The organism is Paenibacillus sp. J22R98, assembly GCF_059383835.1.
The window spans coordinates 25,998-50,612 of record NZ_JBXENW010000009.1; the positions used below are offsets into that span (position 1 = coordinate 25,998).

The 24,615-nt window shown below is 50.5% G+C and carries 16 protein-coding genes and 1 tRNA gene; 5 read left to right on the forward strand and 12 right to left on the reverse strand.

The features are described from left to right. Window positions 1-85 precede the first annotated feature (85 nt). The 3 genes from AC50Y3_RS22705 to AC50Y3_RS22715 all read right to left on the reverse strand — a co-directional run bounded on the left by AC50Y3_RS22705 (window position 86) and on the right by AC50Y3_RS22715 (window position 2,289). Window positions 86-1,312 (reverse strand): RtcB family protein, encoded by a 1,227-nt coding sequence (locus tag AC50Y3_RS22705; RefSeq protein ID WP_494821007.1) that lies wholly within the window; start codon window positions 1,310-1,312, stop codon window positions 86-88. Window positions 1,313-1,334: 22 nt separating this feature from the next. Continuing rightward, window positions 1,335-2,117, reverse strand: a complete 783-nt coding sequence (locus AC50Y3_RS22710; RefSeq protein ID WP_494821008.1) for a nucleotidyltransferase domain-containing protein — start codon at window positions 2,115-2,117, stop codon at window positions 1,335-1,337. A gap of 95 nt (window positions 2,118-2,212) precedes the next feature. Further along, window positions 2,213-2,289 (reverse strand) — tRNA-Glu (locus AC50Y3_RS22715). Between the two features lie 528 nt (window positions 2,290-2,817). Between AC50Y3_RS22715 and AC50Y3_RS22720 the strand changes: the two genes are divergently transcribed. Next, window positions 2,818-4,140, forward strand: coding sequence for a helix-turn-helix transcriptional regulator (locus AC50Y3_RS22720; protein WP_494821009.1), 1,323 nt, complete (start codon window positions 2,818-2,820; stop codon window positions 4,138-4,140). Next, window positions 4,115-4,936: a WYL domain-containing protein gene (locus AC50Y3_RS22725; RefSeq protein ID WP_494821010.1), complete on the forward strand. Its 822-nt coding sequence runs from the start codon at window positions 4,115-4,117 to the stop codon at window positions 4,934-4,936. The genes AC50Y3_RS22720 and AC50Y3_RS22725 overlap by 26 nt, the downstream gene beginning before the upstream one ends. 44 nt (window positions 4,937-4,980) lie before the next feature. Here the strand turns inward: AC50Y3_RS22725 and AC50Y3_RS22730 are convergent, their stop codons facing one another. Both AC50Y3_RS22730 and AC50Y3_RS22735 read right to left on the reverse strand, forming a co-directional pair. Next, window positions 4,981-5,757: a DODA-type extradiol aromatic ring-opening family dioxygenase gene (locus tag AC50Y3_RS22730; RefSeq protein WP_494821011.1), complete on the reverse strand. Its 777-nt coding sequence runs from the start codon at window positions 5,755-5,757 to the stop codon at window positions 4,981-4,983. Window positions 5,758-5,787: 30 nt separating this feature from the next. Then, complete coding sequence (locus AC50Y3_RS22735; protein WP_494821012.1) at window positions 5,788-6,432, reverse strand: alpha/beta hydrolase; 645 nt, start codon at window positions 6,430-6,432, stop codon at window positions 5,788-5,790. Between the two features lie 157 nt (window positions 6,433-6,589). Here AC50Y3_RS22735 and AC50Y3_RS22740 point away from each other — a divergent pair, with 157 nt between their 5' ends. Beyond that, window positions 6,590-7,147 (forward strand): helix-turn-helix domain-containing protein, encoded by a 558-nt coding sequence (locus AC50Y3_RS22740; protein ID WP_494821013.1) that lies wholly within the window; start codon window positions 6,590-6,592, stop codon window positions 7,145-7,147. Window positions 7,148-7,216: 69 nt separating this feature from the next. On the opposite strand, the gene AC50Y3_RS22745 is transcribed toward AC50Y3_RS22740, so the two are convergent. Genes AC50Y3_RS22745 through AC50Y3_RS22755 form a run of 3 tightly spaced genes read right to left on the reverse strand, consistent with a single transcriptional unit; the run spans window position 7,217 to window position 10,819 of the window. Continuing rightward, window positions 7,217-8,356 carry a toxic anion resistance protein gene (locus AC50Y3_RS22745; protein WP_494821014.1) on the reverse strand — a complete coding sequence of 380 codons (1,140 nt, stop codon included), beginning with the start codon at window positions 8,354-8,356 and terminating at the stop codon, window positions 7,217-7,219. Window positions 8,357-8,381: 25 nt separating this feature from the next. Next, on the reverse strand, window positions 8,382-10,070 hold the full coding sequence (locus tag AC50Y3_RS22750; protein ID WP_494821015.1) for a VWA domain-containing protein: 1,689 nt from the start codon (window positions 10,068-10,070) through the stop codon (window positions 8,382-8,384). 11 nt (window positions 10,071-10,081) lie between these two features. Then, window positions 10,082-10,819, reverse strand: coding sequence for a hypothetical protein (locus AC50Y3_RS22755; RefSeq protein WP_494821016.1), 738 nt, complete (start codon window positions 10,817-10,819; stop codon window positions 10,082-10,084). 407 nt (window positions 10,820-11,226) lie between these two features. Between AC50Y3_RS22755 and AC50Y3_RS22760 the strand changes: the two genes are divergently transcribed. Continuing rightward, a complete protein-coding gene (locus AC50Y3_RS22760) occupies window positions 11,227-12,996 on the forward strand; it encodes an ABC transporter ATP-binding protein (RefSeq protein ID WP_494821017.1) in 1,770 nt (589 codons plus the stop codon). Then, the gene (locus AC50Y3_RS22765; RefSeq protein WP_494821018.1) at window positions 12,989-14,764 is read left to right on the forward strand and encodes an ABC transporter ATP-binding protein; all 1,776 of its coding nucleotides are present in this window, start codon (window positions 12,989-12,991) and stop codon (window positions 14,762-14,764) included. Before AC50Y3_RS22760 ends, AC50Y3_RS22765 begins: the two co-directional genes overlap by 8 nt. Before the next feature lie 136 nt (window positions 14,765-14,900). On the opposite strand, the gene AC50Y3_RS22770 is transcribed toward AC50Y3_RS22765, so the two are convergent. The 4 genes from AC50Y3_RS22770 to AC50Y3_RS22785 form a co-directional block, all read right to left on the reverse strand. Further along, a complete protein-coding gene (locus tag AC50Y3_RS22770; RefSeq protein ID WP_494821019.1) occupies window positions 14,901-21,614 on the reverse strand; it encodes an immunoglobulin-like domain-containing protein in 6,714 nt (2,237 codons plus the stop codon). 338 nt (window positions 21,615-21,952) lie between these two features. Further along, window positions 21,953-22,801: a metallophosphoesterase family protein gene (locus AC50Y3_RS22775; protein ID WP_494821020.1), complete on the reverse strand. Its 849-nt coding sequence runs from the start codon at window positions 22,799-22,801 to the stop codon at window positions 21,953-21,955. 156 nt (window positions 22,802-22,957) lie between these two features. Continuing rightward, entirely contained in the window at window positions 22,958-23,698 is a 741-nt protein-coding gene (locus AC50Y3_RS22780) for a glycerophosphodiester phosphodiesterase (protein ID WP_494821021.1), read from the reverse strand. Window positions 23,699-23,728: 30 nt separating this feature from the next. Continuing rightward, window positions 23,729-24,559 carry a carbohydrate ABC transporter permease gene (locus tag AC50Y3_RS22785; RefSeq protein ID WP_494821245.1) on the reverse strand — a complete coding sequence of 277 codons (831 nt, stop codon included), beginning with the start codon at window positions 24,557-24,559 and terminating at the stop codon, window positions 23,729-23,731. Window positions 24,560-24,615 lie beyond the last annotated feature (56 nt).

Below are 24,615 nucleotides of genomic sequence, written 5' to 3' on the forward strand. Positions count from 1 at the left end.
CTTGTGAAAGGTGATTTAGGATTTGGCAGTCGTACAACCATTGCTGATAACAATCCCTATTACCCCTTTGCGTTTATACGTAACCTTAATCCTTATATGGATCAAATTCATCTGCTCCAGCCATACAAACGCCGATTGGCTTCAGCACGTGGAGTACGTCAATGGTCTCCGAATGCGCGTCCAATACTTCTTGGAGTTTACGATAGGCAAACGGACTTTCGTCTGTTCCGGCCCCACGCAGCTCGACGCCGTATTCATTAACGGCTTGCATCATTTGCGCGGTGGAAATTTGGCCGCCGGAGCGAGTCCGCGTCTTCCAGTTCATTTTGCCAGCGGCTTGAGTACGGCTCATAATCCGTCCCGCTCCGTGAACGGTGCTGTAAAAGGAATCGCGATTCTCATCCGTATCCTTCCCCCGCACAATGACCGATATATCGCCCATGCTGCCACCGATGAACCCCATTTGTCCCGGAGCCGAAGGCGTTGCCCCTTTACGAACGACGATCGAATCCCTCCCATTATGGGACTCAAGCCATGCGTAGTTATGATGATTATGCACCGCAAAATCCGCCTGAGCTCCGACAACCGCCAGCACTTGATCGATTACATAATCGCGACCCGCATAAGCATACCTGCCCGCGATCTTCATCGCTCGGAAGTACATATCGCCAAGCTCGCTGTCGATGTCGAGCAGAACGGGAGGCTGATCCATTTTCTCTCCCGGTGCATTCGCAAGAAATTCCCGCCCAGCGGCCAAATTGATAAAACCGCTTGCCGTCTTGTGACCGAACCCCCGACTGCCAAAATGGTTAGCAACCCACAGTCTACCCGTTCCTTGCTCCTCGAACAGATCCACGAAGTGATTCCCGCTCCCGACCGTTCCCAGTTGATCGCGAGCGAGGGCCTTCAATTTGTCATATTCCTGCCGGCCAATGGATGCATAAACGCTCCAATCCGGATCATCGAACAAGTCGTGATCGACTTTCTCACTGTTGACGCGTCCAACCCCGAAAGAGATCTTCTTTGCAATTTGATCCATCATCTTAGACAACTTCGGCTTGATATCCGCGGCCATAAGGTTTGTTCGAACCGCCTTGTTACCGCACGCAATGTCGTAGCCGACGCCCGAAGGCGATATTTGTCCGTCATAAACGACTACGCCGCCAATCGGCTGGCTGTACCCTTTGTGATGGTCAGCCATCAACAGCGCTTGGACGACATTACCGTGCTCGGCACAAGTTTTCGCTTGCGACATCGCCCCCGGGTCCGGGCTTCCCCAGACTCTTACACCATCTATTGTTTGATAAGCCATATTTAACAACTCCCATTCATTATCATTGCCAAGCTTCTTGTAAGGTTGAGCGGAATAACGCATCCAGATGCTCGCCTAATTGGCTCTCTTCCTTTGTTAACATTACTGCTGTCCGTTCGAAGTGCTCTAGTTGTTCTTCCAAATACGTATTGATGGGATGTAACCGAGGCTCAATGTCCAATTCTTCGCCTGCTTTCTTTCGCACCAGTAATTGTTGAATGCTCTCCCACAACTCGCTGTCTCTCGGAATTAGACGTTCCACGAGCACTTCAAATTCCATTGGCGGCATTTCGCCATATCGCTTAATCCACTCGCAAGCGAGCACTGGCCGTAATACATAGAAGTACTTCTTGATCCGAACCCGCTCCCCTTGCAGGTACATCCGATAGTTGCCGCGGGCCATGTTCAGATAGTGATACATGCAGGACTTTGGCGAAAAGGTAAGCGGTGAAAGTTGACGGAGCTGCTCAGCCAGGCTAAGTTTCTCTGCGTATTGAATTGGAGATTGCAGCCACTCTAACAGCGGCGGGTTCGACTTCCGATACAGGTTCAACGCTTTGCGTATATCCCAACCGCTAATGTCGAGCATATCGCTGATCGGGCGTTCGATGACATCTCGTTTATCGAAGATGGACAAGTACCATTCCGGTCGCCGAATATAGATGAACCGAACATCGTAATCGCTATCCTGCGAAGGAAATCCCCAAGCTCGGCTTCCCGATTCGCATGCGTACAAGATGCAAATCTCTTCCTCTTGCTCCAAGCGAGCCAATTCATTCTTGATGATGCTATGTATGTGTTCCATTGTTCGTCCCTCCGTTTTTCCTGCTCTTATCTTCTCTCATCCCTGCCTTATCGAACATGGCGAAAGTATGCCGACGCAGAAATTTGTTGTAGATTTGGTGGCGTGGACGGGACTCGAACCCGCACATCCAGACTTGAAAGGTCTGTGTGTTATTCCTTTTCACCACCACGCCGCGTGTTGGTTCTCTAAGCTGAAGTTTATAGCGATATGTACTTTGCAGGGATCCTAACAAAAAAGACCCCTGTTGCTTAAGATCCTTTCCTACAGCACATTCAGCCATAGAAAAAGACCGCTCGGCATCAAGCAGTCTTTATAAGTACGCGTATGTAATCCATCCTTAACGGAGTCAGGCTGTGGACAACAACCGACTACCCGAAACGGATTTGCGTTTATAAAGAGTGCCTCTATGAAATGGAATGATAAAGTGCTTAGAACCCGTGCTCTCTTGCTGCTTGTTAATCCGCTGTTCCATGTTAGTTAGTAATTGTATCCAATCGAGTCGATTCATCTCATGCATGCTTCAACATTCCTTTCTTTATTAATCTTAAGCACTCGGCTTCATAGATCTGATTTTCGCCGATAAAGTCGCTCGGGAACAGGGCGGAAGTATGGCGATCGATAAAAATTTTCCATATCCCCCAACTTTGGTCCTTGATACAATATAGAGCATAAGTTACCTAAACAGGCTGGAGGGAAGCGAGTGGCTAGGGAGAGCTTCGATAAAGAGATTCAATTCCTGCGCATGCTGGCGCTCGCCGGCGGCGCTTATAACAGACAGCAGTTCGCCAACCGGCTCGGTATCTCCGTGCATACCTATGACAAGACGCTTCGCAGCCTCAAAGAGATGCTCGGCACGCTTAAACAAGGGTTATCTCAAGAGCAGGGATCCGTCTTATCCGATGGATTTCAATACAACTATTACGAATCCGCCGACCCGCTGCTTCTGTTCTTATTTCGCGCGAAGTCGCTGAAAGAAACGGAGAGCATCCGGCTTACGCAACTGTTAAACGCATTGCAAGCCCAAGAACTTACCGCCAAGAACCTGCAGGACCATTGCAGCGAGCAGATGCCTGCCGACTATCCGATTCCGGATGAGAAGACGATTCGAGGGGATCTCAAATACCTGGAAGAGGTCGGTGTTATCGTCCGCTTGGACGGAGGACGCCCTTACCGCTATAAAGCGGCCAACGATTTAATCGATCGACTATCCGACGATGAGCTTCTTGATCTGTTCGATTACGTCGATGTCATCGCGAATACGCAGGTCCCTTCCGTTCAAGGCTTCCTGCTTCGGGCTACTTTGAAGAAAGCGCTAAATAAAAGAGGCTTCAATCCGGACACCGGGGAAACGCATCGCTACAAGTACCATTACCATTCTCGGATATTGGATGAAGCGCATTTATATACGATTTTCAAAGCCATTCGGCAACGCAAGAAGCTTCAGTTTCTCTACCTGTCACCTAAGAAAGGGAAGAGCTACGCCTCGCAAAATTCCAATCCCCTCTTCGAACGAGAAACCGAAGGCACCCTGCAATCGGCACTGCCGCTGCGTGTCGTTTACGATCATCAGTACGGCAGGTGGTACTTAATCTGTCATGGGCAACGAGGCATTATGAAGTTCAGAATGGAAGGTTTGACGCAGCTTGAGGAAGGCGAGGTCGTCACGCAAGAGGAATTCGACCAACGTTTACATACGGTCTTAGAGCAGATGAAATACAGCTGGGTAACGGACACCCTGCGCCCGTTGAAGGTTGCGGCCCGCTTCTATAATCCCGAACGATCCGGGGCTAATTTTGTACGAGAACGCGTCGAGGCACAGGGACAATGGGGGACGATTACGGAAGAAACGGAGTCCACCTTCCTCTTCGAAATTACGGTGAATGGCATTTACGAGATCAAACCATGGCTGCGAAGCTTCGGATCGAGCTGCGAGGTGCTGGAGCCGGCGTGGCTAAGACGGGAATTCATTGCGGAGTGGAAGGAGATTCAGGGCTATTATGAACCTGTTCGAGAAAATCTTTAATTATCAGATCATGTCCCGCCTTGATGAAGCCGGTTCCTTTGCACTGACCTCCCAAGAACGAACATGGCTAAAAATGATGCTGGAGCACGCCACTTCTGCGGATGCCTTTACAACGGATACGCTGCACAAACTGAACCAGCTGCTGGAGAATGAAGCTTCGACGGAAATACGCGATATTATTATGGAGAAAGCCAAGAGTAAAGAGCGCCAGGTCTATCATCCGCTGCTTCGCACGCTTCGGCGTATGCTAATGCTAAACCAAGGCATCAGACTCTCCTATCGCATGAAACACGGCGGAGTAAAAGCGAATCAAAGCGGCTTTCCATACAAACTCGAATACAACATGTTCAAGAGAGAGTGGTATTTACTGTGGTACAGTGCCCGAGGTCGCTCGCTCATGTCCACTAAGCTTCACAATATCGTCGATGTCGAAGGCACTGAACTGTCGGCAGACAAAGTGGCGGAGTTTAAAAAAATATTACATCAATTGTTGGAATCACGCAAACAACATGCCATCATACAAGTCGTCCCAAGCTATAATGAAGAGCTATCTCGCATCTTATACGCATTCTCTTGCTTCGAGAAGTCCGTGTCCTATGACGAAACTGCCGCTCAATACCGTATTCATCTTTCTTATCCGGCCGACGAGAGCGAATTTCTATTATCCAAAATCCGTTTCCTCGGGTTGCGGGTAAGGATCAGCGAAGGGGAACATCTACAGGCTAGAATGAGAGAATCTGCTTCCAGAGCGCTTAATCGCTACGGAATTGCTGCTTCTGAAACTCATTCATTATAGATAAAAGACCTCTGCATATGCCATATGCAGAGGTCTTTTTGTACTTACTTGAATTCCCAGCAGTTCAGGCTCAATGTCCCAAGCTGATAGCTGCGATGCAGCAGCTTCGCTTGCCTGCTGCTGTCACCGGCTCCCATCGCAAGAAGCAGCGGGATGAAATGCTCATTCGTCGGAACCGCTTCTTTGGCATACGGTGCCAGCTCTTCATAGTTGAACAACGCTTCCAGATCCCACTTTTCCAGCTTATCTTGAATCCACTTGTCGAAGGTAAAGGCCCATTCTTCCGGTGTATTTCCTCCGCGCCAATTCAGCATGCGCAGGTTATGAACGATCCCGCCGCTGCCAAGGATCAGAACATCCTGCTCCCTGAGCGCCGACAACGCCTTGCCAATCTGATACTGCTGCTCATTCGTCAGGAATCGGTTGACGGACAAGGCAATGACCGGAATATCGGCAGCGGGATACATCAGCTTCAGCACCGCCCATGCCCCGTGATCCAGCCCTCTCTCCGAATCCATGGCACTAGGGATACCGTTCTTCTCGAATAGCTGCCCAATCTCCCCGCTAATCGCAAGGTCACCTTGAGCCGGGTAAGTTATCTTGTATAGTTCATCTTGAAAACCGGAAAAATCATAAATAGTGGAGTACGTATCCACGGTGCTGACGGCTTGCGTTCTGCTTTCCCAGTGTGCGGAGAAAATGACGATCGCTCTTGGTTTGGATGGCAGTGTATCGGCGAACTGCTTCAGAAATTCGGTATAGTCATGCTGTTCGAGAACAAGAGACGGTGCGCCATGAGCAATGAAATAAGATGGCATCATAATAGTTGTTCACTCCTTTAGTCGTTTGGTTTATCGTTGTATATCTGCTTGAATCCAGCTTACGAAGTCCCTTTGATTTGCTTCCGATACACCATGATCGGTGGGATAAATCTTGAATGTACAGTTCGGCGTTATTTTATCAAAATACTCCGCGTTGTCCTTACCTATCCGGACCGGGAATACGGAATCGAACTCACCATGCGAGATAAACACGGATACTTGATCTACAGGCTGCAGCGTGTATTCCGTCTTCACGAATTCCGGTACATAGCCGTTCAAAGCTACAATTCCTTTCAATTGCTCGCCCATCGTTAGCGCAAGCGTCATGGCTAGAATCGCGCCTTGGCTGAAGCCGAGCAAGTATCGCCCAGCAGCGTCAATCGGATACTTCTCTGTCGCATAGTGGATGAATGCCTCCAGCTGATGAACAGCCCGATCGAAGCTTTCCCGAATTGGATTGCCCAATCCCTTCAGCTCGTAATATTGGTATCCCGCTCCTAAACGAAGGTCTCCCCGAATGTTGACGATAATAAAATCACCGGACAACGGAGCCACTAATCCCTGCATGTTCTGCTCATTCGAGCCTTTCCCGTGAAGGGTGAAAATCGCCGGGTATTTCTGGTTTGGATCCATGTTGGACGGTAGATGGATATCGTATTCATAAGTCAAACTCACTATAATCAACCTCCTCATTACGCTCGCTTGAATATTAGTAATAATGAATTATTTTTTATATGGCTAATATAACTCCACCCCACTAGTATGTCAATGAATTTATTGTTAATATGTAATTATATTCGGTATTACTAATATTTAAAGGCAGGTGATCCTGATGGACATCGGTTCCGCCATTCGCGCAATACGCAAACGCAAAAACATCACGATCGCCCAAATATGTGAAGAAACCGGTTTGTCGCAAGGCTTCATGAGCCAAGTCGAGACGAATAAAACATCACCTTCGATATCCACACTGGATAACATCGCTATGGCGCTGAACGTGCCATTAACTTACTTGCTCATGAAGAAGGACGAACGAATGACGATCGTCCGCAAGGACGACCGCAACGTGACGACAAGCGGTATCGAAAAGCTCAAGGTAGAGCATCTCAGTTCGACCCGAGGGATGAGAATGATGCTCGTGGAGCTCCCGCCCGGCGCATCGACAGGAGCAGCCCCCCATGCACATAAAGGGGAGGAGTCTCATCTCGTCGTCCAAGGAAAAATTCTAGCCGAGCAAGGGGAAGATTCCGCCGTCCTGGAATCAGGCGACTCTTTCAGCTGGAACGCCTCCACTCCCCATAGGGTAACCAATGTCAGCGAGGGTATCAGCATCGTCCTCATCTCGGTGTATACCGGGGCGGAAGATGATCTGGATCAGGAGTTTTTGTAGCTTACGAAAAAGAGGCTATCCCGGAGTCGTCATTCGACCTTCAGGATAGCCTCCTTGTATGATTCCGTTCTAAATCCCCAGCTTCTGCCCCTTCTCCATCCGCTGAATCTGTTTCTCGCCTTCGTCCGCCAGCTCACGGAATTGACCGATCGTTTCGCGCATTTTGGGGAGCGCTTCTTTCTTATACGTACTGATGGAATCCAGCGCAGCGAGGACATCCGTAAACGCTTGTTTCAGCGTGTCTACCGAAATACTCGCATTAAGCGCCTGCTTGTGTATTTCTGCTCCCTGCTCCTTCAGCATGCGGGAAGTACCGGCGATTAATTCATTTGTCGTTTGGTTCAACAGCTCAATCTTCTTCAATACGATCTTCTGGTTATAGAGGGCGCTGGCGACCGTAACGGAAATTCGCAGTGCCGATATGGTCACATTCTTCGCGCGGTCAACGCCGCGAATAAGCTCTTTATTGTTGCGGATGACGACCTCGATCGCCATAATCCCCTGCTGATTAACGACTAACATCTGCTGCAGGTCCATGACACGCTGGCGCAGAGGGAACAAGACTTCTTCCGTGATGAATCGAATCTTATCCGGATCTTCATTGCGAGCTGTCGCCGCAGCGATCTGCGTTGCGATGGATTCGTCCATCATGATGCCGAGCTGGATTTCCTTCTGGAGCTTCTTGGTTAACTCCCGAAGCGTCTGCTGCTCGATCTCAAGCGTCGTATTGTCGTTCTTGAGCGTCATTTTCCCCTTATCCAAGGAGACGACGATGTCGGCGATCACCGCATCGGCCTTCTGATATTTGAGGAAGTAGGCGCGTAGCGGATTAAACAATTTACCGAGAATACCCGTTTTGGCAAAATCCACAACGCTCGGGTCCAAATCCTTCAGCTGCGTATGAAGCTCGGATAACCCTTTGGCAACCTGCCCGCCGTCATCGCCCGTCTTCGAGAGATTGCCGACCGACACTTGGAGCAGCGAGTTCTTATCTGAGGATGATTTCATCGTATTCAATCCGAAAGCGTCGATCGATTGGAGAATCTCCTTCCGTTTCTCGAGCGATTCCGTATCTAAAGCCATAATGGTGGAGACGTTATTATCTGCGATTTCCTTGAGCTTGGCGATCTCTTCGGGGACCGGTTTGACCTCTTCTTCGATTACCTGTTTGATTTGCTCCGGGCTGGCGACTTCCATCGAGAATGACATCGAATTCCTCCTTTAGGGTTGGGCATTACATCTGAACGTTGAGCAGGTTGCCGATCTTGTAAACGACATCGTCCGTATCCGCGTTGATGCTTGCCGCCTCGTTAATGCTCGATATGCTTTGAAGCGCTTTGATGTTGGCATTGTAGCCGATGGTGTAGATCGGAACTTTGTAGATTTCGACCAGCTCTTTGATGTCGTTGAGCGAGTGTCCCTCGTTCGTCTCCCCATCGCTTAGGACGAAAATAACGGGCTTCGTATTCGGATTAACAAGCAATTGGTCTTCAAGCATCTTGAGCGCAACGATGATGCCATCGAAAGTCGCCGTTCCGCCGCCGGATTGCAGATTGTTCACGGCTCCCACGAACAACGATTGCTGAATCGCATCGTATTTGCCGATCGGCACATCGATGGATACGTCGCTCGAGTACGAGACGAGTCCGATGCTGTTATCCCGGCCGAGATACTTCTGCCCTTTCAGCAGCGATTCTTTCAGGCGGGCAAGCGGCTCGCCGTCCATGCTTCCGGAGATGTCGGTTACGAAGACGGCTGATATCGGTTTGCTTCCGTTCTTCTTCTCTTTCCACAGCTTCTGGGCGGAAGATAGCGTTGCGCCGTCCATGACGTCCAGTTCGGATTTGTACTCTTCTAGCTGGTTAAACCCTTTGTCCTTGGCCATTTGTTGATAGTTGTCTTGGGTCACGAATTCAGCGAATTTCTTGATGATGTCGATTTTCTCTTGCGGAAGATCCCCTAAAGCGAATAGCGGACTGTCATGCCGAACACCAAACGGTGTGAATACATAGCCGCTCTTCAATTCCGGCGCATTAACGAACGTCTGATACTCCAGCACGAAGCCGTCCAACATGCCTGACTTGGCCGCGTCCCGCATCTGAAGGGTAGTTGAAGCGATAAACGGTACGTTCGCTTGGAATTTCTCGAACCCTTGAACGGCTTTGTCGCTCAGGCTATTGGCATTATCGAAGGTATGAAGTGCCGTGACGAGGAAGTTGAGTCCGGTCGAGCTGGCAAAAGGATCGGTATACCCCATCGAAAACTCATTGTTCGCAATGGCTTCGGTAACGGTTTTGACATTGACCGATCCATATTTGTCGACCAATGCGTCGTACTTGGCCTTGGCAATGACGATGCCCGGAACATTGCCGACGAGGCGCGGCGCAATGAGCTGCGTCTTGACTCCGCTCGCTTCCGCCATCTTGCCCCATAGTTCATTGGAAGGCGTGAACGCGTCCGGAACATATTTGCCGGTCTTGATATAATCGGTTGCCGTTCCGGAGGCGATGTTTCTTATCTTCACGGATGCGGGCTTTCCGTCTACCTCGATGCCGGCCTTATTGAATTCCGTAGCAACTTCGGTTAACCAGCCGTCAACGCCGGTCCCCGATTTCTCCGTGGAGGAGAAGATTTCAACGAAATGATCCGTTGTGCTGTTCACCGTAATCGGGAACTTGGAGATGTCCGGCAATGAGGCCGCCACGTCGATGGGATCCAGATCGATCTGTCCTTTCACCGGCTCCGCGGTCGTAACGGAAATGTCTTCGTACAGATTGCTTAGTTGCTTGCCCGCGTTCTCGGAAGTGACCTCCGCTTTGGACTTGCCTAAGTTCGAGGTCAGATTGATGCCATAATACACAAGGACGAATACGAGACCCAAGATCACAATCGATATCAACAAAAACTTGCTCTGTTTGGACATAACCGCACCTCTCACTGTTTGTAATATTTAGTCTGCTTGATCAACGAGTCGATCTCCTGCATGCAGGGCATCTGATCGATTTCGCTCGGCTCGAAGCTGTCCAAGCGCGAAATTTCAAGCAGCAGCTTATCCAGCTTGATCAACATCTCTTCGTTCGACTCCAGCGATAGCTTGACGAATGTCAGCTGCTCGCCCACGATCCCCGCTCTCACTTGGAGAAGCTCAGGGGAAATCCGGGAAGGCTTCCGACCTCCTCCGGCATGCTGAAGCTCCGATTCATCGAACATATTTAACCGATTCAAGATACTTCTCACGTTCAGGTAAAATAACTTCTCCACCTCTCGCGTCACCGAGGCGAATTTCTTGTAACTAAGTTCATTGGGATCAAATCGCTGCCCGAGAACGTTCAGCAAGGTGTCCTGTTTCTTATTCATCCGCTCCATCTGCTCCAAGGCATAAGCCATATCCTCCTGCAGCACCTTCACTCGTTTATACCTAGTGAGCGCCTCCTGGAAGTCTTCTCTCGTTTGAAGCTGCTTGAGCGGAAGCTTCTCTTGCTGTTTAAACAGGAGCGTAAAGCTTCCGTACAGAAGCGCTATACCGCTCGCCAGAAGCAAAGTAACGCCGAGAGCCGAATCGAAGGGACGCTCCCCGATCGCAACTCCCATCAATCCGGGCGAGAATACCGCAATATTCAAAGCCGCGATGACCACGATCACACCCAGCAGCTTTACGAATTTAGTTCCCATCGACCATGCTCCTCCATCCAGGTTCATTCCAATGTACGCGGCTTGATCGCAACATATTTCCGATTCCTTAATCTGGATTACGGAAGATCAGACGCGTAGTTTCAACTTCGCTTAAATCGCCGGATCGGACAAGAAGCCGCCAAGCTCGACATTTTGTTCTAATTCGACACTTTTTACCATTATCCTTGATGATTATTTAAAATTTTCCATAAGAATCGAGCGTGCATTCGCTCACGCGATGACTCACATACTGACAGAGAGTCCCAGAACAAAATAAATTTTTTCGATCGATTTCCAAATATTTGTGTTATAATTTCCATAGTTTTTTGACCGGAGAACAGCCCAATCGAACTGAAGGCGGCATTCGGATACTCAAAATCTAGAAACTTACAGAAGTCGGTGATCACATGTTTCAATTCAAGTGGCTTTGGCACAACCTGATAGGCGATCGCACGCGTTATATTTTCGCATTATGCCTATCGGTGGTGGGCTCCTCGCTCACCATTATTAATCCTTACATCGGACAGCGTATTGTCGATCTATTCATCGCTGGCGATGATGCAGCACGTAATCTGACAGACGAACGGGCACTGCTGATCGGTCTTTGTTTGGGCATGATCGGCTTCTCCTTGCTTCGCACGAGTCTGTCCTATTTTACGACCTTGCTGTATGAACGCGCTTCACAGAACATGCTTTACCGTGTCCGGATCTACCTGTACAACAAGATTCAGGGCCAGGACATGAAGTATTACGATCGCAATCGTACCGGGGATCTCATGACCAAAATGACGGGCGACCTCGAGATGGTCCGGCATTCCTTGGCGTGGATCATCAAAACGATCATTGAGTCGCTAACGGTATTTATTGCAGCAGTGGTGTATTTCTTCTATATCGACGCAGAGCTGACGTGGTGGCTGCTCATCCTGTCGCCTCCGATTGGCATCGTGGCATTCATATTCGCCAGACGCGTACGTCCGATGTATGTGGATCTGCGGGAGCGCCTATCGCAGCTGAATACGACAACGCAGGAAAATATCGCGGGTAATCGCGTGGTCAAAGCATTCGCGCGCGAGGAATTCGAAATCAACAAATTCACGGAGAAAAGCGTGAATTACTCGAAGGCCAATAAGAAAGCCGCCTTGGTCTGGCTGGACTATTTCCCATACTTGGAGATCTTCTCTCAGGGATTCAGCGTTATTCTGATGCTGGCAGGAGGTCTGTTCGTCATGAACGGGCGGATTACATTTGGGGAATTCTCGGCATTCTCCGCACTCGTCTGGGGACTATCCAACCCGATGCGCAGCATTGGTATCATTATCAATGATATTCAGCGGTTCTTCGCGAGCCTTACCAAGATCATCGAGGTCTACTACGCGCATCCTGAAATCGTCAACAATCACAATGCCACGGTTAAGAGCCGTTATCATGGCCGAATCCAGTTCGAGCATGTGAGCTTTAAGTATGACAATGTGACGGTGCTTGAAGACATCAACTTCACGATCGAGCCCGGCGAAACGATCGCCATTATGGGTGCGACGGGATCCGGTAAAACGACGCTCATTAACCTCATCCCGCGTTTCTATGACGTTGCGAAAGGCCGCGTCTTGGTGGACGGCAAGGATGTTCGTAAACTGGAGCTCGACGAGCTGCGCGGCAATATCGGCATCGCGACGCAGGATGTCCTGCTGTTCTCCGATACGATTGACGGCAACATTGCCTACAGCAATCCGGATATACCGGAAGAGGATGTCTATAAGTTCGCACAGCTTGCCGCTGCCCAAGACTTCATTCGCAAAATGCCGGAAGGCTATAACACCGTCGTTGGCGAACGCGGCGTCGGTCTATCAGGCGGACAGAAACAGCGTATCGCTCTGGCTCGGGCTTTGGCCGTGCAGCCACCGATCCTCATCCTCGACGACACTACGTCGGCTGTCGATTTGGAAACGGAAGAGCATATCCAGAAGAGTCTGCGCGAGCTGGACTTCCCTTGTACGAAGATCATTATCGCCCAGCGTGTATCCACGACGGCGCAGGCGGATCGCATTCTTATTTTGGACAATGGACGTGTCATTGAAGAGGGCACGCACGCGGAGCTTCTAGCTAAGCGCGGTTATTATTACGACGTATTCAAGCTGCAAATCGAAGGCATCGGAAGGGGGGCGATCGCTCATGGCTAGAAATAAGTTCGATATTGATGAGAATTTAGAGTCACCGTTTAATATCCGACATTTCCGGCGTGCGCTGGTCTACATCAGAAGGCAGCAAAAGCCGATGATCATCGCGTTCATCCTGAGCGCCCTGTCAGCCGGGATCGCGCTCTCCGCGCCTCTCATTATGCAGCACGTCGTCGACGTCACGATTCCTGCTAAGAACAAGGAAGCGCTCGTCGGATGGTCGCTGCTCACTCTGGGTACCATCGTCGTCAGTGTCATCTTGGCCACAATCCGCTCGCGTATGATGACGAGTGTCGGACAGGATATCATTTTCGATATCCGGACGGACTTGTTCAAACACTTGCAGGAGCTGCCGTTTCAATATTATGACGATCGCCCACAAGGTAAGATCCTCATTCGGGTCGTCAACTACGTCAACTCCGTATCGGACGTGCTGTCCAACGGGATTATCAACTTGATTCTTGAAATTATGAACTTGCTCTTCATCGCCATCTTTATGTTCGCTGTTGATGTGAAGTTATCTTTTGTCATTCTGGGCGGTTTGCCTGTCTTCCTAGGTATCATCATGCTCATCAAGACCAAGCAGCGCCGGGCATGGCAGTCGGTATCCAACAAGAGCTCCAACTTGAACGCTTACTTGCAGGAGAGCATCAGCGGCATTCGCGTTACGCAAATCTTCACCCGTGAGAAGCATAACGAAGGCATCTTCACGCGGCTGTCCAGCAACTACCGCAGTGCGTGGATGCGAACGATGTATCTGAACTTTCTAGTCCCGTTCTCGGTAGATAACTTAGCGACGACTGTCACGACAGCAATCTATTTCGTTGGTTTGCTGGCGCTCGGACCAGAAGAGGTTACGTTCGGCGTTATTCTCGCGATGAGCAGCTACGCCTCGCGCTTCTGGCAGCCGATCCTTAATATTTCGAACTTGTACAACAGCTTCATCAACTCTGTCGCCTATCTGGAGCGTATCTTCGAGACGCTCGATGAGCCGGTGACAGTTAGCGACGTGCCGAATGCGAAGGAATTGCCGCCTATCCAAGGGAGTGTCACCTTCGACGATGTGACCTTCGCTTACGATCCGGGGCACAATATTCTGCAGAACCTTTCGTTTGATGTCAAAGCAGGAGAGAGCATCGCACTCGTTGGTCCAACCGGTGCAGGTAAGACAACGGTGGTCAACCTGATCTCGCGCTTCTACAACATCACGGGCGGACAAATTCGCATCGATGGTCACGACATTTCTCGAATCAAGCTAAAATCACTGCGTAGTCAAATGGGGATTATGCTGCAGGATAGCTTCATCTTCTCCGGCACGATCCTTGATAATATCCGCTATGGCAAGCTCGACGCTACAGAGGAAGAGGTTATCGAGGCTGCCAAGGCTGTCTGTGCGGATGAGTTTATCCGCGAGTTCGAGAAAGGCTACATGACCGAGGTGAACGAGCGCGGTTCGAAGCTCTCTCAGGGACAGCGGCAGCTGATCTCCTTCGCTCGTACGCTTCTGGCGAATCCGCGGATACTCATCCTCGATGAGGCGACTTCGTCCATCGATGCGCAGACAGAGCGTCTGGTGCAGATGGGACTGAACGAACTGTTGAAGGGACGTACGTCGTTCATCATCGCGCATCGTCTTTCTACAGTTAAGAACTGCGACCGCATCATGTATGTGGCTGACAAAGGCATCGCCGAAAGCGGCTCGCATGATGAGCTGCTCGCGCGCCGCGGCCGGTATTATAAGCTGTATTCGGCTCAGAAGATGGAGGCTTGAGATTAGCTATCCTCCGGAATATAAGGCAAGCCCCCAATCTCGATGTGAGATTGGGGGCTTTTTTTTGGGGGATGAGACAGGGTTACCCGACAAGCAGCTTGTTCGACTGCTTGTAGGGTAACCCTTTTTTAAAACTCTATTTGCTCATCTGTGCCAACATGTTAAGCAGAACCGTTACAGCTTCTGCTCTTGTTGCATGGTCGCCAGGGGCGAAGTGGTTATTGCCTTTGCCTTGCATTATGTCGGATTTCTTCATGTACGCAATACTGGCTTTCGCCCATGCCGGAATGACCTTGTCATCTGCGAAGTCGGTTGCTGCAACTTCTTTAGTTGTTTGACCCAGCGCCTTCGCGATCATCGCCGCCATCTCTGCGCGTGTAATCTCTTCATTTGGACCAAAGCTGCCATCAGCATAACCATTAATGATACCTGCTTGTACCGCCTGAGCGACTGCTTTCTGCGCCCACGTTCCGATCTTCGCTGTATCTGTAAACGTAAGCTTCGCTCCGTCTCCTTGCGGCTTCAATGCATTCATCAGCATGACTGCAAATTCGGCGCGCGTAACGGTTTTCCCCGGCTTAAACGTACCATCCAGGTAACCCTTAACGATTCCGCTGCTTACCGCATTCTTGATAGTAGCTTCAGCCCAGTGTCCGGAGATGTCGCTAAAGTTAATCGTTGGTGTTGGATCCGTTGGCGTTTGATTGACAACGAATACCGCATATTTCGTAAAGTGATTGACCTCTACGGAGATGTGGTTGGCGTTGATTTGGACACCGCCAACTTTTACCCATTCCTTCTTCACTTCGTCATAATAGAAGACCGCTACTTTCTCATCGCCACTCAATTTGGTCGGATCGAAAGCAAACGTCAACGTGATGGATTTACTGAAGTTCTCCGTGAAATTCTTCAGAATCTCGAAGACCGGACTGGCTAGCACATCATCATCCGAAACTAAATTTTGAGTGTTCAACACTTTGTCTATCGTTAGTTTCAGGTTATTGTCTGTTGCGCCTGCCGGAATCGTGATTGTAACATCGTCTTTCAGGCTAACCTTACCGGATTTGCCTGAAGGAAGCGTTAGTGTACCGTCTGTCGAGGTCACCGGGGTGTCACTTGGTATCGATGGAGTGCCGGTGAATACCGCTGTTACCGTGACCAGCGTCGCCGAGCTCACATTGCTAGCAGCATCTGTTGCCGTTACCTCAAGCTGTGTAGCTGCTGGTAGAGCAGCTGTCAACGTGATGGAGTACGTGCCTCCTGTTGCTACTGCTGTTCCCAGCGTCGTTCCGCCTGCTTTTGCCGTTACGGTCGAACCTACTTCTGCAGTACCAGTGATGACGAGGTCATCGCTATCCACTGCGTTCACTATCGGTGCTGCCGGTGGTGTTACGTCTGGCGGTGTTACAACTGTTGCTTCTGTTACCGTGATCAGCGTTGCCAGGCTCACATTGCTTGCTGCATCCGTTGCCGTTACTTCAAGCTGTGTAGCTGCTGGTAGAGCAGCTGTCAACGTGATGGAGTACGTGCCTCCTGTTGCTACTGCTGTTCCCAGCGTCGTTCCGCCTGCTTTTGCCGTTACGGTCGAACCTACTTCTGCACTACCGGTGATGACGAGGTCATCACTATCCACTGCGTTCACTGTCGGCGCTGCCGGCGGTGTTACGTCGGGCGGTATTACTTCGTCAAGCTGGATTACGGTTAGCGTGAACGTCTTGGTCTCGCTTGCTGCATTCTTCGTGATCGTTGCAGTCAACGTTACCGTTGCATCTCCCGATCCGTATGCAGGACGCGTTACTGCACCTGTCGTTGCATCAATGGCTGAGCTATCGGACGACCATGTAACTGTCACTCCGTTCAGCCCTGTTGCTGGCAACGTTACTGCTTGCGTTACGCTTGTAGCGGAATCGCTGCCGACGTATCCAACTTCTAGTGTCGCCTTCGTTGCGCTTACTGCTTGCGCATCCGTTTGTGCAAGCTTCGTTACCGTCAACGTAAACGTCTTGGTCTCGCTTGCTGCATTCTTCGTGATCGTCGCGGTCAACGTTACCGTTGCATCACCTGCACCGTATGCTGGACGCGTTACTGCACCTGTTGCTGCATCAATGGCTGAGCTATCGGACGACCAAGTTACTGTCACTCCGTTCAGCCCTGTTGCTGGCAAGGTTACTGCTTGCGTTACGCTTGTAGCGGAATCGCTGCCGATGTATCCAACTGCTAATGCAGACTTAGCCGTGCTTACTGCTTCTGCATCTGTCTGTGCTAGCTTCGTTACGGTCAGCGTAAATGTTTTGGTCTCGCTTGCTGCATTCTTCGTGATCGTCGCGGTCAACGTTACCGTTGCATCACCTGCACCGTATGCTGGGCGAGTTACTGCACCTGTTGCTGCATTTACTGCTACATCATCGGACGACCATGTAACTGTCACTCCGTTCAGCCCTGTTGCTGGCAACGTTACTGCTTGCGTTACGCTTGTAGCGGAATCGCTGCCGACGTATCCAACTTCTAGTGTCGCCTTCGTTGCGCTTACTGCTTGCGCATCCGTTTGTGCAAGCTTCGGTACCGTCAACGTGAACGTCTTGGTCTCGATTGCTGCATTCTTTGTGATCGTCGCAGTCAACGTTACCGTTGCATCGCCTGCACCGTATGCTGGGCGAGTTACTGCACCTGTTGTTGCATTTACTGCTACATCATCGGACGACCATGTTACTGTCACTCCGTTTTGTCCTGTTGCTGGCAGCGTCACCGCTTGCGTTACGCTTGTAGCGGAATCGCTGCCGCCGTAACCAATTGCTAGTGCCGCTTTCGTTGCGCTTACTGCCTGCGCATCCGTCTGTGCCAGCTCCAACACAGTCAGCGTGAACGTTTTGCTCTCGTTTGCTGCATTCTTCGTGATCGTCGCTGTCAACGTTACTGTTGCATCGCCCGATCCGTACGCCGGACGCGTTACTGCACCTGTCGTTGCATCAATGGCTGAGCTATCGGACGACCATGTTACTGTCACTCCGTTCAGCCCTGTTCCTGGCAGTGTCACTGCTTGGGTTACGCTTATAGCGGAATCGCCACCACCGTAACCGACTACTAATGCCGACTTAGCCGCGCTTACTGCTTCTGCATCTGTCTGTGCCAGCTTCGTTACGGTCAGCGTGAATATTTTGGTCTCGCTTGCTGCATTCTTCGTGATCGTCGCAGTTAACGTTACCGTTCTATTGCCCGATGCAAATGCAGGGCGTGTTACCGCACCTGTCGTTGCATTAACTGCTGTATCGTCGGATGACCATGTCACTGTCACTCCGTTCAGCCCTGTTCCTGGCAATGTTACGGCTTGCGTTACGCTTGCAGACGTATCACTTCCGCCATAACCAATTGCTAGTGCCGCTTTAGCTGCGCTTACCGCTTGCTCATCCGTTTGAGCCAGCTCCAACACGGTAAGCGTGAACGACTTGGTCTCGCTTGCTGCATTCTTCGTGATCGTCGCGGTCAACGTCACCGTCGCATTGCCCGATCCGTATGCTGGACGCGTAACCGCTCCAGTCGTTGCATTGACTGCTGCATCATCGGATGACCATGTTACTGTCGTTCCGCTCAGCCCTGTTGCCGCCAATGTTACGGCTTGCGTAATACTTGCAGCTGTATCACTTCCGCCGTAAGCGATCGCCAATGCCGCTTTTGCTTCGGTGACGGCTTCTACATCTGTCTGTGCTAGCTTCTGCACGGTCAATGTGAATGCTTTTGTCTGGCTTACTCCGCCTCTAGTGATCGTCGCAGTCAGCGTTACCGTTGCATCCCCCGCTCCATATATCGGACGCGTTACCGCACCTGTCGCTCCGATAACTGCTGCATTATTGGACGTCCATGTAACTGTCGTTCCAAGCAGCCCTGTCACTGGCAGCGTTACCGCTTGCGTTACGCTTGCAGCTGTATCACTTCCGCCATAAGTGACTTCTAATGCCGTTTTTGCCGCGTCTACTGCTTGCGCATCCGTTGGCGCTTGCTCCGGCACGGTCAGCTCGAACGTTTTCGTCTGGCTTATTCCACTTTTGCCAATCGTCGCAGTTAAGGTTACCGTGGCATTGCCAGCTCCGAATGCCGGGCGCGTTACCGCTCCATTCGCTGCAATTACCGCTGAATTACTAGACGACCACGAAACGGTCGTACCATTAATTCCTGTTGTCGGCAACGTTACTGCTTGCGTTACGCTTGTAGCGGAATCACTACCACCGTATGTGATTGCCAATGCTGCATTTGCCGCACTTACGGTATCTTTCGTTACGCTGACAGTCAGCGTGACGGAAGCATTGCCCACCGGATCCGTGACAACAATTGCAATGTTGTTCGCTCCCTCCGCAAGTTTCGAAAGGTCAATCGGAAGCGTCGCTTTACCGCCCGCGGCTAAGACGCTCGCTCCGGTTTGAAGGACGTTTGTGCCACCTACTTTAGCTGTCACTGCAGCTCCCGTCTCCGCATTTACGATGACGTTGAAGTTAGACGTCTGAGTAGTCCCCGCTTTATCAGCCGTTCCATCTTCAGTTGCGGTTATTGGTGCTGTTGTATCCTTCGTCACCTTAACCGTTAATTCTTCGGAATTTCTGTTGTCTGAAGCATCTTGTAAAGCGATCACAATTTGGTTATCGCCCTCTGACAAACCAGCGATCTTAATTGGAAGCGTCGCTTTCCCACCTGTAACCTGTACTTTTGTACCCGACTGCGTTTGCAATACGTTAACGCCGCCGACTTTCGCTGTTGCGTATGTCCCATTTTGGGCATTAACGAGGATATCAAAGTCGGCTCTCTGAGTTGTACCCTCTTTAATAGCAGTTCCATCCTCAATCGGTGCCTTATAAACGGTCACTGATCCAGGTATAGTCGATTGGGTTCCATCCTTATAATTTACGGTATCTCCTACCGCTTTGACTTTGACCGTATAACTGCCCGCTCCTGCAGCAAGCATGGCTGCTAAGAAATTTGTGCTTGTGCTGCCAGCGGCCACTGAGACCGCGCTGCCCCAGACAGATCCGTTACGGTACAGTTGCACTTCATAACTAACCGCTCCAGTCATATTCCCCACCCACGATGCATCGCCATTCGGTTTAAACTGTATACCCGTAACCTGCCCTAACGAAGGCGCCGTGTTAATGACGTTGACTGCAACCCTCTTGAATGGACTGCCACTGCTTAGGTGCAATGCGATGGTTTGCCAACCAAGAGGCAATTTGGATAAAAATGACTTGCTTATCGTCACCGTTGTACCTGATAAGCTATAATCGGTACCTTCAACCAAAGCACTGCTATAATTGCTGATGGTAACCTTTTTCAATGTGTCCGCCGTGAACGTGATCGGAATGTCCGTTTGATTAGAACTCAGCTTGTCGAATGTAGTTATCGAGGGGACTACTTCTCCGACAGCGCTTGTCCAAGTGTTCCCATTATCCGTAGACTTTTGAAGAACTCCCGAGTCTCCGGCAGCATAAAATGCTCCACTATAGGTAACGAACCGTAACGCATTATAGTCAACAACATCTTCCCTCTCCAGTGTCCAGTTTGTACTGCCATTTGCCAACCTATAAATGGACCCAATGTCATCGACTGCCACGAATGTGGCGTTTGCAAAGGCGATCGACGTGAAGCCGTACTCCGAAACAGCAGGAGAGTTTACGGACCAAGTGGTTCCGTTAGTTGATTCGAGCATTGTACCCGGAGAATCGCTCACCGCAATATATTTACCCACTCCGGTTGCAATAGACTTCAGTGCTGGAACTCGCTGCGGCAAAACAACTGTCGTCCAACTGGTAAAATCAGTAGACGTTTTAATAAATCCGTCGTTGCCGTGTTTCCCGACAGCTATGTATTTTGTACCGTCGTATAGAACGCTGGAAACCACGCCGCCGTAAGCGTAATCCCAACTAGTCCCGTTGGTCGAAACGACGATGCCGTCGTTACCAAGCTGCATGTAGACCCCGTTCGCGTAGAAGCCATTTTGTGCGGTCATTGTCGTGCTTTTTGTGGATTGCTGCGTGAAGTTCAAGCCATCTGCTTTGCCAGACGTAAACACTGCGCCATACGATGTCCCGTCATATCCGAACAAATAATACTTGCTGCCATCGTAGAGGCCGCCGAAAACTTGACCAGCTATGTTGGCGGATGTCCAATTATATCCGTCAGTAGATGTATAACTCGACCCCAACGCATCGTTTGCATAGAATCGGTTATTAAGACCGAGAACGGAATTGATAAAGAAAGTATTCGGAAGCTTGGTGTGCGTCCAACTGATACCATTCGTCGAAGTATGTACAGATCCGCCGGAATCACCAATTACGATTGCGGTTCCGTTGTATGCGATGGAGGTCAGATCTTTGCTCGTCCCTACAGAAGCCGAGGTCCACGTAACGCCATTGGACGACGTGAGCAAGGTTCCTGCTTTGGTAACGGCAAGGAATTTATTGATGCCTGCGACATATGTAACTCTAGCAATCGTGCTTGTGACGGTAGAGTCCCGCTGCGTCCATACCGCACCGTCCGGCGACGTCATGATCGTGCCGTCATATCCGACTGCGACGAACGCGTTATTACCAAAAGCGACACCCGTGTACGTGATGTCGAGCCTCGTTTTGTCTGCGGCGATTTGCCAATCAAGCCCGTTCGCAGACGATAGGATTTTGCCGTAATAGCCTACCGCTACATAAACTCCATTCCCGTACGCAGCTCCGGTTATAGGCTCGTTCGGAATGGCGCTGGTCAGAGCACCGGAGGACGAAGCGGCGGACACGAATGCTTTTTGCTGAAAAAACACACCAAAAACTAGCATAAAACATATAAACATGATGACGGATTTTGATAATTTCCTACTCACTACGACACCCCTATTGACGATTTGTTTGAACCGATACCTAAACTATTGTAGCTCTTTGCATCTGGGTTTCTATCCTTACCTGTGTGACCTCCTATCACGACCTCCCATTTCGCCTTCTATTCAAGTATCCCTATGAACGTAGACTGAGGGACACGCTCGCTTCACGCTAGTGCGACTGCATCCCTATTATATCGTATTTCTCTACTTTAATAGTCATGTTTTGTCGAAGAATATTCTTTTATCTGTCGAATGATATTCTAAAATAAAATCGATCTGGAAAAAGCAAAAAAGACACGGAAGTTCAATTCCGTGTCTACATAGCCGGATAGCTACGAATCTTATGATGTCTGCGCCGCTGCCGATGTCGACAAGGAAATCACAACTTCTCGATCTGAATCTTGTCCGCGGGCGTCTGGATTAGGATCGAAAAACGGCATATATCGGTGCATGAGAGCTGCGTGCTCCATCATGCCTTCGTCGATCACATCCACCGTGGAAATTCGGATTTGTTCCCCCTCAAGCTCCACGATCCGGAATTCAGGTTGATCCAGACAGGCAGACAGCTGCACGAACGTCCAATTATGCTGAGTAACGATCGAATTCACATGCGTGTGACCGTTGAAGTAGACGCCGGTCCCTTGTTTCCGATTCAGAATGCGCCACATGTCGATGCTGGGATGGATCGATTCTTTGTCCAGCTCCGATCTTGCTGTGGTCCCATAAACAGGGTGATGACCGAAGACAAGCAGCGGCTTCGATCCCGACTTCTCCACGCAGGCCTCCAGCCAGCGCAGCTGCTCATTATCCATCCAACCGCTCCAGTCGGTGATGTCCAGCTCTCTGGCCGTATCCAGAAACACCAGCATCGCCGCATCCGTTTCGATGGCGTGATAGCGCTGCTGCCCCGTGATTGCCAGTACCTCTTCGCGCGTCTGCAAGTAGAGATCATGGTTGCCCAGTACATGAATGAATCTGCGTTCGTCGCTCTGCAGCAGCTCATAAACCTCCTGCAGCTCCGAAGGCGATCCGATATTCGTCAGATCTCCAAGCGATATATGCCAATCCGCATTCGTATTCAGGAATTGCTCCAGCAGCGTGTGGTAGAAAGCAGTCCTTGCCGCAGACAGCCCCGGAATCATGGCTTCGATTTCGTGATAATGCAAGTCGCCGATCAGAATCAATTTCATTAGTTCTCTCCTCCTGGAAAAAGCTAATTTTCAACTCCTACCCTTATGCTAATGATCAACTATTGATTATCCATTAAGTGGGTACGAACTTTTTGTAAAAGGAAAAACGAAAAAAGACACGGAACCACAATCCCGTGTCTCTCTCCCATCTAGGCTTTAAACTCGCACGCCATCCCCACGCACAATCTGCAGGACGCGATCCGGATAATTCGTCGTAATCCGGATATTCGGATACGCTTCTATAATCCGCGCCAGAACCTCCGAATCATCTACCGTCCAAACACCCAGATCCATCCCGAGTGCTGTCATCTCCTCTACCAGCTCAGGCGTAACGAATCCATAATGCACCGACAAGCCCGTTGCGCCTGTATATCGAAGCTGCTCTGCAAGCAGCGTCGGTTTGCCCAGGAAAATCAAAGCCGTCGCGATCGATGGGTCAATCTCATGCGCCAGCTTCATGGAATCGTGATTGAAGGAGGAAAGCACGACTTCCTCCTGCATGCCATGCCGCTGAATGAGCGAGATGACCCGCTCCTCGATGCCCTCATATTCATTGGCCAGCATCTTCAGCTCCACATGCAGTTTGCAGCAGCCTTTGGCAAGCAACAGGACTTCCTCAAGCGTCGGGATGCGCTGTCCCGCAAAAGCAGGATCAAACTTACTTCCCGCATCCAACTGCCGCAGCTCTTCCAGCGTGTAGGCTTTTACCGGCCCTGTCCCGTTCGTAGTCCGGTCCAGCGTATGATCGTGAATGACAACGGGGACGCCGTCCCTCGACAAATGCACATCAAGCTCAATCATCGCAATATCCGGCTCACTTAGTGCCAGCTCGAATGCCGCCATCGTATTTTCAGGTGCTACTCCTGAACATCCGCGGTGTGCCACAATTCTTACCATCGTCTCTTCATCCTTCCCATCACGCTTCTATTATTTGACGCCGTTGTACACGAAAGCCTTGATAATCTGCCGCTGCGACAAGAAGAACACGATGAGGATCGGCACGACAAGAATCACGTTACCGGCCATCAGAATATTCCACGTCGCAACGCCTTCCACTTCTCGGATCTTGGCGATACCGAGCGGCAGCGTTCTTGCTGTTTCGTTGGTCGTCATGACAAGCGGCCAGAAATAATCGTTCCAATGCGCAATGAAGCTGAACAAGGCGAACGTCACCAGCACCGGCTTCACAAGCGGTACCATGATCTGCACGATGACCTTCCATTCCGCTGCCTGATCCAGTCGCGCAGCTTCGATTAGCTCGTCCGAGATTTGCATGAATGCCTGCCGCAGCAGGAAGATGCCGAAGGCGCTGGAAGCGAAGGGCAGGATCAGGCCAAGATGCGTATTGAGCAGCTTGAATGCACTGAGCTCCAGGTATACAGGCAGGAAGATCAGCTGGGCCGGAATCATCAGCGTCACCATAACGATGCCGAACAGGAAACCCGAGCCGACGAACTTATATCTGGCAAAAGCATACGCGGCCGGAATAATCGTCAGCAGCTGCAAGATCAGAATGCCAACCGCAATGATAACACTGTTCGTGAAATAGCTGAGGAATGGTCCCGTGTTCCAGGCATCCGAGTAATTCTTCCAGACCGGATCAAGCGGAATCCACTGCGGCGGGAATACCATCGTCTCGGACAGCGTCTTCAGCGATGTGGAGAGCATCCATATGAACGGCATGGCAAAAATCAGCACCAGCACCAGAAGTCCGATCGTATTCAATCCGCTTAGAATCGCGGATATCGCTCGTCTGATTGTCGCTTCTCGAGTACGTGTATGGCTCAACTGGCTGCTTGCAGCAGCAGTCCCCA

Coding starts and splice junctions, on each gene's coding strand:
- AC50Y3_RS22725 (WP_494821010.1), top strand. CDS start 4,115: ATGAACCTGTTCGAGAAAATCTTTAATTATCAGATCATGTCCCGCCTT.
- AC50Y3_RS22745 (WP_494821014.1), bottom strand. CDS start 8,356: ATGTCATTCTCGATGGAAGTCGCCAGCCCGGAGCAAATCAAACAGGTA.
- AC50Y3_RS22740 (WP_494821013.1), top strand. CDS start 6,590: ATGGACATCGGTTCCGCCATTCGCGCAATACGCAAACGCAAAAACATC.
- AC50Y3_RS22755 (WP_494821016.1), bottom strand. CDS start 10,819: ATGGGAACTAAATTCGTAAAGCTGCTGGGTGTGATCGTGGTCATCGCG.
- AC50Y3_RS22760 (WP_494821017.1), top strand. CDS start 11,227: ATGTTTCAATTCAAGTGGCTTTGGCACAACCTGATAGGCGATCGCACG.
- AC50Y3_RS22780 (WP_494821021.1), bottom strand. CDS start 23,698: ATGGTAAGAATTGTGGCACACCGCGGATGTTCAGGAGTAGCACCTGAA.
- AC50Y3_RS22705 (WP_494821007.1), bottom strand. CDS start 1,312: ATGGCTTATCAAACAATAGATGGTGTAAGAGTCTGGGGAAGCCCGGAC.
- AC50Y3_RS22775 (WP_494821020.1), bottom strand. CDS start 22,801: ATGAAATTGATTCTGATCGGCGACTTGCATTATCACGAAATCGAAGCC.
- AC50Y3_RS22750 (WP_494821015.1), bottom strand. CDS start 10,070: ATGTCCAAACAGAGCAAGTTTTTGTTGATATCGATTGTGATCTTGGGT.
- AC50Y3_RS22730 (WP_494821011.1), bottom strand. CDS start 5,757: ATGATGCCATCTTATTTCATTGCTCATGGCGCACCGTCTCTTGTTCTC.
- AC50Y3_RS22765 (WP_494821018.1), top strand. CDS start 12,989: ATGGCTAGAAATAAGTTCGATATTGATGAGAATTTAGAGTCACCGTTT.
- AC50Y3_RS22710 (WP_494821008.1), bottom strand. CDS start 2,117: ATGGAACACATACATAGCATCATCAAGAATGAATTGGCTCGCTTGGAG.